The sequence below is a fragment of the Deltaproteobacteria bacterium genome (assembly GCA_018668695.1).
Classification (GTDB): domain Bacteria; phylum Myxococcota; class XYA12-FULL-58-9; order XYA12-FULL-58-9; family JABJBS01; genus JABJBS01.
Window position 1 is genome coordinate 1 of record JABJBS010000271.1, and the last position, 9,230, is coordinate 9,230.

Below are 9,230 nucleotides of genomic sequence, written 5' to 3' on the forward strand. Positions count from 1 at the left end.
AGATGCGCATACCATCACCTGATGCGCGACTGGGCCCGCAAACAAAGCAGCCTGGGAATGGGTGGTTGATCAGTGAGCCTGCGAGCCCTTGTTCGCTGCACTCTTGTGCCGTTTTTACGGAAATAAAAGGAGCGGGCTCTAGTGTTTCATCAGCTCGCCTCACTTGAGCGATGATTTGGTCGCCGGCTAGGACCAGTGCTTTAACATCGCCGTGTTCAATACGCATCTCGGTATCGAGTGGGGGCGGCGCCTTCAGACGAATGCTTACGGGATAGTCAAAAAACGATGCAACGGTGCCACAAAAATAGCCACCATTACTTGAACCAGGTGGTCCGCAAAACTGCTTGGGGATGGTGAAAGTTGTTTGGCTCATCATGTGTCCTTGAAGTTACGCGTCTCAATAGTGCCGAGACTTTAGCGGTAGCGCTGCCAAAACTCCAGTCAGTCAATACATTGCTGAATTCCTACAAGGGATGTCAGAGTTATCCTGCGCATCACGAATACATTCCCGAATCTTTACTGAAAAGATAAAAAGGAGTTAGTAGTGAAACATTTAGGTTTGGTGCTCGCGCTGATGGCGATGAGTACAAATGTCTTGGGGGCCGCTCGAGTGGGTGGCGCAATGACCGGTACAGCTGTTCGGGCAACCAGTACTGCGTCGACGGCTGGAACGATATTAAGTACGGTAGTTTGGCATGATGGCACCCGTGTCACGGAGAGTTATGCCGAGCAATTTGTCAAAGGTGAGATGTTGACGTGGGGAACCTGCGACGCTGACGCACGTCGGCAAGGCGCATGTGACTTCTATGTTGTGGAAAAGAAAAGCAACGGCTCGATTCAAACATTAATGATGACCGAGAACACCTGTCAGTCGAGTCGTGCGTTTTGTCGAAATGGTTATGTTGCAAGCCTACGTACAAAGACAAGCTCGCACTATAATTCAGCCACAAACAAAGTCGATTTTGAAACGAAAATGTGGCGTTCTTTTCAATCAAGGCGCGGTGGACTCACCACGGAAAAATATGCAGGTCATATTGAAGGTTCACTTGGTCGAAATTCCTATGATTATACGAGCTACGATGCGAATGGTGCGGTCGTCGATAGTATTGGTGGCTCTATGTGGGCCAGCGGCGATTCCTTTATTGACCTTTGTACGTATGGATTCGAGACATCGATTACGGCTGGCGGTATGATCGGTGCGGGAATCGGACCAATCGCGGCAGCAGCACTGGGCGATATGATGTTAGGATTGGCCGCTTTGGTTGAGGGCAGTGTGCTGGGGGGACTAGCAGGTGGTACTTTAACTGTAGGGGTAGTAATAGCTGAGTCGCCAGTAATTGTTGGTGTCGCTGCTGCGGCAGTCATTGTCGGCGCAGCCTTTGTCGCTCTCAACTATTGGTGTGAGCCCGACGTGGGTGATGGTCCGGATGTCGATGTTCCTACAGGTGGTGATGATGCTCCAACTTTTGAAACACCCGATGGTGAGGGATGTGAAGAAGATGAGTACTGGGGAGCCTATGAATACGAATGTGGTTATGAGACGTATGAGGAGGGAGTGAGCGATGATGGTTATTATGAAATGATCGTGACGTATAATTCTCGAACATGCATTGGTTGGAGTTGTTTACCATTCTAAACGTGATTGACGATTGATTATAGAATCCTCTCGGGAATGCGTTTCCGAGAGGATTTTTTTCTGTCGTCCATATTGTGCTTTGCACCGATCAGTTCCGCAACGGTGCTTGAAGATTTTCCACGGAACTCGACCATGCCGGTGCCTCTTCTACAGATTCCCAAGGGAGGTCTGGCCACCACCGGCTGATACTTGGAGCGTTTGCAATATCGAAGGAGGCACCAGGGTCTAAGAAAACAGTATCAACGTCTAGCTTTTGAGCCGCTACCAAGATTCGCTCTGCGGGTTCGGTCCAGCCATGAAGGGCGAGATTAAAGAGTCCCCAGTGCACTGGTAACATCACTTTACCTCGTACAAGTTGATGCGCCAGGACTGCTTGTTCAGGCCCCAAATGTACATCGGCCCAGCTTTGGTTGTAGGCGCCGGCCTCGATCATAGTGAGATCGAAGGGGCCGAGCTTTTCACCTATGGTTGAAAACTCTTGATGAAGTGCGGTGTCGCCGCTGTAAAACGCGCGATGGGTTGGCCCGGTCCAAGCCCAGCCTGCCCACAGTGTCGCATTTTGGTCTCCGAAGGTTACGGAGCGGCCTGAAAAGTGCCGCGAGGGTGTCGCGGTGAGTTTCACTTCGCCTATGCTGTGGCTCTCCCACCAATCGAGCTCTACAATTTTCTCGTCGGGGATGCCCCATTCATTGAGGTGAGCTCCTACTCCAAGAGGGGCAAGCCAGAGTGGGACGTGTGATGCCAAGGACTTCACGGTTTCGCTGTCTAAGTGGTCGTAGTGGTCATGAGAGATGATGACGGCATCCAGTGGCGGTAAATCTTGAAGTGCGAGGGGAGGTGCATAGAATCTTTTGGGCCCAGCCCACGTAAAAGGTGAGGCACGTTCGGACCACATGGGGTCGATGAGGGTTCGTGTACCATCTAACTCAAGAAGCATGGTTGAGTGGCCGAACCACGTGACGCGAAGTCCTGAAGTAGGTAGCTCGCTAAAGTCTTGGGCGCGGCGTTGTGTAACCTTGGGCGGAGTCTCAGGTTCACGGGTGGCAGAACCAGCGAAGAAGAAATCCCAAGTTGCTTCAAAGGAAGAAAGTCTTACGCGGGGCAACACATTGGTGAACCGTTCTTCGAGTTTATCCCATTGAGAGGATTCTTGCATGCGCTCGAGCCGCTCACCGTGGGCGAGGGCTCCGGTGCCTTGGGCTGTACTCAAGACGCAACCAACCAAACCGGCCAATACAACCGTTGTTAAGAAAATGAACTTCCATTTTCGTGTACGGCTCATGTTTCTACTTTCTCTACAACATGTGCAGAAACAAATACTCACGGCCTGACGGGATTTCGCAGAACCCGTCTTGGGTGAGGACCTTCGAAGAGACTTCTTAGATTAGCCCTGGCAAGATACGTTTTACTATCAATCGACGAAGACCATCAAGGTCGGTTGAGTATTGTCCGGGAAAGAGAATCATAGAGATAGCAAAGCGAGACATGATTTCTGTAATTTCTACGCCCTCTTTTTCGAGGTCTGGGCGAATTTCAATCAGAGGTTCAGCGGTCATTTCTGAGAATACCAATGTAGCTTCGTCTGAGAAGGCGCGGGCGCGTAACGTCTCTCCCATTCCATCCTGCAAAACCAGTGATAAGTTGGGTGCCTTGGGAAACTCTGCCACCACATAAACAATGGTTTCGATGATACGCTCTTCAATGGTTGGGAATTGCTTTGCATGGGCCACCACCGACTCGGCAAATCGGTAGGCCTCTCTGTCGACAGCGGTGAAGACCACGTCGGTTTTGTTCTTGAAGTATTTGTAAAGGGTAGGCCGTGTAATGCCGGCGGTCCGAGCGATATCGCTCATTGTGGTGCGCTCAATGCTCAGCCGGTTGAAGCAATCAAATGCCGCCATGCAGATGCGATCTTCTGCGTCGTTATCATTTGCGGGCCTTTTTCCAGACCAAACAGGCTTACTCACTGGGTATTTCCTCACTCCTTGAACATTCTTGGCTATAATTTACATATTTACACTTTATGTCAATGTGTTAATCTGTCATGTCAGCCCAAGCAACTCGTCAGAGGGCATTCCAAGAGACAAGTCATCCACGGGGGCTTATCCGGGAATCATTCAAGACGAAGCCTAAAGCGCGTGGCGCATGGCTTTACTTTAAAGGGAACGCAAATGGCTCTATCGATTCAGAATTATTTACAGCGCGAAAACAAAGGCTTGAAGGCCAACTGGTATAGAGCCAAAACATCGTTTACCGGCATCAAGCGATTGGTGACGCTGCCTCAAGAAGACAAGCAGGCTTGTATCGATGCCTATAAATTTTTTCAGAGCATGCAAAACGGTGAGCCTACCAAAACAGAAGATGAAACCCGAGCAGTGGCGGCTTATTACAAAGTACTCAACAATATGCTCTCAGTGTTCGATCTGGAAAAGCTCTACATCCCGCCGCAGCTTGATGAAAACCAAGGGCTCTACGGCAACCAGTTACTCTGCGAGCAAGACATGCTTAAGGAGCTTAATCTCAGTGACCCAAGCGGCTCCCACCTCTTAGATATGGGTTGTGGACGAGGGCGAGTGGCGTATCATCTTGCGACAAGCACGGGCGGTAAGGTTTCTGGATACAACATCGACGCCAATCAGCTCGAGAGTGCCGTCAGTTGGGCAAACGAGTGCAATATGGAGGACCGCTTGCATTTCCAGGTTGGAAATCACCACGAGCCGCTGGCGTATGATTCCGAGAGCTTTGATGGTTGTTACTCTGTTCAGGCCGTGTGGCCCTTCTTCAAAAAAGAGGAACTTGATGACCACGCTAAAGAAATGCATCGCGTGCTCAAACCTGGTGCTCGGTACTCCTGTGCGGAGTATCTTTTGACTCCTCACTTTGACTGGGACAATCAGGAGCACGTGACTTTGCATAAATCATACTTGCCAACTCTTGCGGCTACGCAATCGATGTATCCGGCTGATGTATGCGCGGCGCTTGAAAGGGCTGGCTTCAATATTATTCTTTCCGCTCCATCAAAGAGTGCAGCCTGGCCAATCTGTGAACAAAAGAGAGATTTAATTCTCACGGCACGCCGAGCGATTCGGGGCCTAGAGAAAATGGGCCTCATGCCGCCGTGGGTGGAAGAGTCACTGAACTTACTGCAGACCGGTGGCGAGTCGTGGACGACCGCTGAAAAGGCCAATATTGCCGACTTAAACTGGCGAATCGTCGCTGAGAAACCTGCATAAGGCTGATTATCAGGGCAGGTGGCTACCACCTTGCCGAAGCCTTTAAAGCGATAAATCTTAGTTTATCTCGAGCTTGACCAAGTGCTGGGCGTGACCAGCTCTAAGCCAAGATGGTCGTGTACCTCCGCCGAGATCCCATAGGTTAAATTAATCCATTAAAACCGTGTGCATACGATTCTTCCTCTCCCTTTTTTATCCACTCGATGTTTTAGTTTGTGGGTTTGAATCACATTGGCATTGTAGGTCTCATCGAGTACACTACCCACGGGTTATCCACTCTGTTTTGAAAAGTATTGGGAGTCTAGGAATGAAGTTTATCGGCCATCTATCTTTGGTGATTTCTTGTTGTCTTTTGTTTGCTGCGTGCAGCGGCTCAGACGATGAAACAAGCACCGGTGACGAGCCACAAGTTACCGATGTGGGCGAGGGTAACGACACAACTCCCGATGAAACAGACGACAACACAGATCCAGACGGGACTGAAACCGGCACGGATGATAGCGATACCGAAGTCGATGATGACACTGAAGAGCAAGTAAATGTTGAAGTAGACAGCAGCGCGGATGTTGCCTGTGATGGCAGTCCTGACGTGATGCGAGGTGCTGTAGCGGGCCGTGCCATCCTATGTGGTTTCGACCACGATGAAGGAATCGTACGAGGTGTTGCAAAAAGCATGGACGGCGACGAAGAAGCGCTCGAAGAGGGTGACCTCGTTGTTTATCAGTTCAATCCTTCGGCGTGGGATATGAGTTCTCTCACCCAAGGTGATGACCAAGTTCTTACCTTTGAAGCGTTGAGCGAATTTGTTTACGAGCAAGGTCTGCAAGAGGGCATCACCGACTCCGAAGATGTGGTTCGTGATTTAAGTGATTCATTTGCTCAAGACATTTTGGATACCACTCACCAGTGTCTCCCGGCTTACCTGCAGCATTACGAAGTGATGTTAGATTGTTTGGCCGAGCCAACGCCTGTGATCACTTGCGACGAAGAGATAGCGCCGATTATAGAAGGTACAGCCTGTGCGAGTCACAATGGTTCGGTTGCGGATTGGGTAAAGTCTTATCTTACGACGCTCGGTGTACTCACGGGTGATGGTGAGCGGGAAACCTATGAAAACATCCTTAATGATTCCACGTTCTCTTCAACAGTCTTGGACCGCAAGCTAACGGTAGCTGATCTGCGATTCTACCAATACTTCTACGCTAAGCGAGATCTGGATATCGTCGGTGCTAATGGTAGTCTCGAACGCTACGACTCATTTCTTAACCCGAACCATTGGGCCGAGTATCCATTGGTCGCGGAAACCACGGTGTCTGACTGCGAGAGCGCTGGCGAACCGCGTTGCTGCGAGTACCAGGCATTTATCGATACCTACGACTCTAACCCAGCTGATTTGATGACGTTGGTTAATAGTTGTGACAATCAATTTGAAGCTTTGGGACCGTATGAGAACTCTCAGCTCTACAAGACGTTGCTGCATAACGACGGCTCCGTAGGCGGAGATAATGCTTTTACCATTGATGAGTTTTTTCGCCCGTTCATCTTGCATTATGAGAAGACCACAGCGCCTGTAGATCGCGGAGTTTGCTACTGGTCAGCCCTACGTGATTTTGCTGCTCGCACAATTTCCGTTGATGCAGGGAATGCCGCGCTCGAAATGAACGTGTCCGATATGGATACATATATTCAGGAGTACAATACGACCATTGCAGCTTACGATGGTTCTGAAGCTGCGGTCAGTGCAGGTATCTGCGAATTCTCCGAGGATTAATTTTGATTCTGAGGTGGCTTTAAAAGACCTTAAACTCCCCATGCCGCCGGTGAATTCTTCGCCGGCTTTCCAACGTGTGTATTCTTTGAAATCTTTATGGGTTGGCTGAGCTTGTTTTCAGGGGCCTAAAAACATGGTCTTATGGGTTAACAAGCGCGTCTTGTCGTCCGAACTTTTTTTCGGTCCACGAGGATTGAAAAGAGTTCAGCTGTTCGTTTCGGACGAGAGAGACTCTGCCCTGGGAGTTTTGAGTGACTATCGATAAGCAAGCATTCGTGATGTTGGTGATTCTGGCTGTATTTTGCACGGTATTTTCACCAGGCTGCAGTGGTTCTGAATCGAGCGAGCCCGCGGCATGTTTAAGTGGCGTTTACGACAGTTGTAATGTCTGCGATGGAGACGGTGCGTCTTGTATGGATTGCAGCGCCGAGTCCGGCAACCCATGCTCCGATTTGTTGATTGAGTCTTTTACCTACAACTCAACGACCCATGAGTTTTTGGTGGAAGTAACCAATCAAGGCGGCGTCGCCGCAACCGATATAGAAATTGGTTTTGTGTTTAATCAGACCATAGCTGAGCCATGCGCGGCGGAGGAGGTGGATGGCGTTATCTCTGTACCCAACATCGGCTCCAACGAAACGGTTTCTCTAACGAGTCGTGGACTCTTCGATATTTCGGTTATGCAACCGATAGCGCAATCCGGTACCCACAGCGCCCAGGTTCTAGCGGATTGGAACTGCGGTATTTTGGAAGCCGATGAAAGTAACAATGGGGCGACGATAGAGTTTTCAATAACTGACCTTACTCAATATTCGTCACGGGGACTTCATGGCTACATTGGAAGTTATTCGAGCTTCACACCAGAGACTTACCGTTACGGAGCAAGTTTCTATTCTTCTGTTTGGTCTTTAATTGAAAAGCCTATCGCCAACTTTCAAATAGGGTTGCCCGGAACATGGTTTACACCCAACAATTCCGACAACGTTTCCGAGCCGCTTTGTCCGGTGGGCACCATGGCACGAGACAACTGGCCGGAGCGCGCCCCAACTTACCAGGATGTGTTTCAAACGATGGAGGGTGGCTTGGGTTATTGGGCAGGAAACCGGTTTCATTATGGCCCGCCAAAGTACAGTATGAATGCAACACCAGATTGTTATAACAACCAGATCGCATCACCGGGTTGGCCCTTCTTTGGGTCTTCTTCTCCTTTGTCCGATAACCTCCTGGGCATTGCTCAACTGAGTAACCGAATGCTTATACCGCCCGATGGTTTACCCTTTGAGGGCGAGCCACGTGGTGAGCTGGTTGGGTATGGTTATATTGCTCTGCCACTTACAGAGGCGCGTTCTGACCCTCAGCCAACCGGGAATCAAAACTGGACGCTCTTTTTAAACTCAGAAAATTTCAAAGGGCCATTGGCCTATTACCTACCCGAGACCTGGAGCAAAATCTCACGTGATTATCCGTTTGACCATGGGCGCGGCTTGGATGCGCGGCCCATACGAGATGGCTTGGCGGGTTCCATGGAAATCAATACGGTCCCACAGTTTCAGTCGATTGATAGCGCAGGAGTTCGCTACTCCAAGATTCCCGTTTTGCAATTTCCGATAAACGAAGAGAACAAGACAGTCTTGGTGCGCGACGTCACCTTCTACTCCAAGCAGGCACTCTTTAACGGCGTAGAGAGCTGGAAGAATGGCGGCGAGGCACCTTCGGGAACGATGTCCAGTGCCAGCCAATACCAACCCTCTGTTTCCACTTGGCCGGTCACGTATAGCCAGAATGATATCTCAATCACTGGCATCAACGAGAAGGCCACGCCAACTGTATTTGATGGAAATGTTTTTGGCTTGGAATGGAGTGAGCCCGGTGAAGGTGGTTTTGGAAAGTTTCCTCAGTATTTTAGGCATGAGGGAAATAGTAGGGTTGCGGTAGAAGCTTCTGAGGTTCCTTGGGAGACTCTATTGCATCACAAGGAATTTCGGGAGCCTTCGGATACACCGAGCCCCTATACGGTGGGTAACTTAGAGGGAGCTTGGGCAAGCCCAGGGCCTCTACTGAATACCTATGAAGTTACTTTGGCCGACTGCTCTTCCGTCACCTATCGATGGTACCGGTTTATCGATCAGCCGGTGTTTCAGCAATTTAACTGGACAGATACTGAGAAGAACAATCTGCAATCCATCGTAGAGAAAATCCACACGCATTGGTCTATTGAGCAAGACTATCTTCCAAGCCCCGGTGAGGGTGCATTGGCTTCATTTGATCCGGCTCTTATTGTTACACCTCCAAGTGGCCTTGAAGTGGGTTATGTACCAGTGGTGGTGAACCAAGAGAAAAGTACCACCGGGCGGTGCGCTTCAGAAGAGCAGCTGATGATTGAGACTCTCACACGTGAACAAATATTGGGCGCGTATGAACGGATTCCAGCAGAAAACGGTTGGCATTCAGTGAGCGTTGAGTGGGACGGGGCAAGCTTGTGGTGGCGCAATGAGGCTGGCTCGCAGTGGAGCCTAACTTTTAACGATGGTATTTTAAATACCGGTGATGATTGCCCTTACGGTGTAAGCACATTAAGTCTCAGACTGGC

Annotated in this window: 7 protein-coding genes; 4 read left to right on the top strand and 3 right to left on the bottom strand. The window is 49.9% G+C overall.

Going from position 1 to position 9,230, the window contains the following annotated elements:
• The coding region (locus tag HOK28_14485) for a hypothetical protein (protein MBT6434302.1) at nt 1-373 on the bottom strand (373 nt) is incomplete at its 3' end.
• Nucleotides 374-544: 171 nt separating this feature from the next.
• Here HOK28_14485 and HOK28_14490 point away from each other — a divergent pair.
• Nucleotides 545-1,636, top strand: a complete 1,092-nt coding sequence (locus tag HOK28_14490; GenBank protein ID MBT6434303.1) for a hypothetical protein — start codon at nt 545-547, stop codon at nt 1,634-1,636.
• 88 nt (nt 1,637-1,724) lie between these two features.
• Here the strand turns inward: HOK28_14490 and HOK28_14495 are convergent, their stop codons facing one another.
• Both HOK28_14495 and HOK28_14500 read right to left on the bottom strand, forming a co-directional pair.
• Entirely contained in the window at nt 1,725-2,792 is a 1,068-nt protein-coding gene (locus HOK28_14495; protein MBT6434304.1) for an MBL fold metallo-hydrolase, read from the bottom strand.
• 223 nt (nt 2,793-3,015) lie between these two features.
• On the bottom strand, nt 3,016-3,603 hold the full coding sequence (locus HOK28_14500; GenBank protein ID MBT6434305.1) for a TetR/AcrR family transcriptional regulator: 588 nt from the start codon (nt 3,601-3,603) through the stop codon (nt 3,016-3,018).
• 204 nt (nt 3,604-3,807) lie between these two features.
• Here HOK28_14500 and HOK28_14505 point away from each other — a divergent pair, with 204 nt between their 5' ends.
• The 3 genes from HOK28_14505 to HOK28_14515 form a co-directional block, all read left to right on the top strand.
• Nucleotides 3,808-4,869: a class I SAM-dependent methyltransferase gene (locus tag HOK28_14505; protein ID MBT6434306.1), complete on the top strand. Its 1,062-nt coding sequence runs from the start codon at nt 3,808-3,810 to the stop codon at nt 4,867-4,869.
• A 307-nt stretch (nt 4,870-5,176) separates the two neighbouring features.
• Nucleotides 5,177-6,640: a hypothetical protein gene (locus tag HOK28_14510; protein MBT6434307.1), complete on the top strand. Its 1,464-nt coding sequence runs from the start codon at nt 5,177-5,179 to the stop codon at nt 6,638-6,640.
• Between the two features lie 251 nt (nt 6,641-6,891).
• Nucleotides 6,892-9,230 (top strand): hypothetical protein (locus HOK28_14515; GenBank protein ID MBT6434308.1); only part of this gene is annotated, 2,339 nt, incomplete at its 3' end.

Excerpts from the sequence above, each read along its gene's own strand:
- HOK28_14505 (MBT6434306.1), top strand. The coding sequence starts at position 3,808 with ATGGCTCTATCGATTCAGAATTATTTACAGCGCGAAAACAAAGGCTTG.
- HOK28_14510 (MBT6434307.1), top strand. The coding sequence starts at position 5,177 with ATGAAGTTTATCGGCCATCTATCTTTGGTGATTTCTTGTTGTCTTTTG.
- HOK28_14495 (MBT6434304.1), bottom strand. The coding sequence starts at position 2,792 with ATGCAAGAATCCTCTCAATGGGATAAACTCGAAGAACGGTTCACCAAT.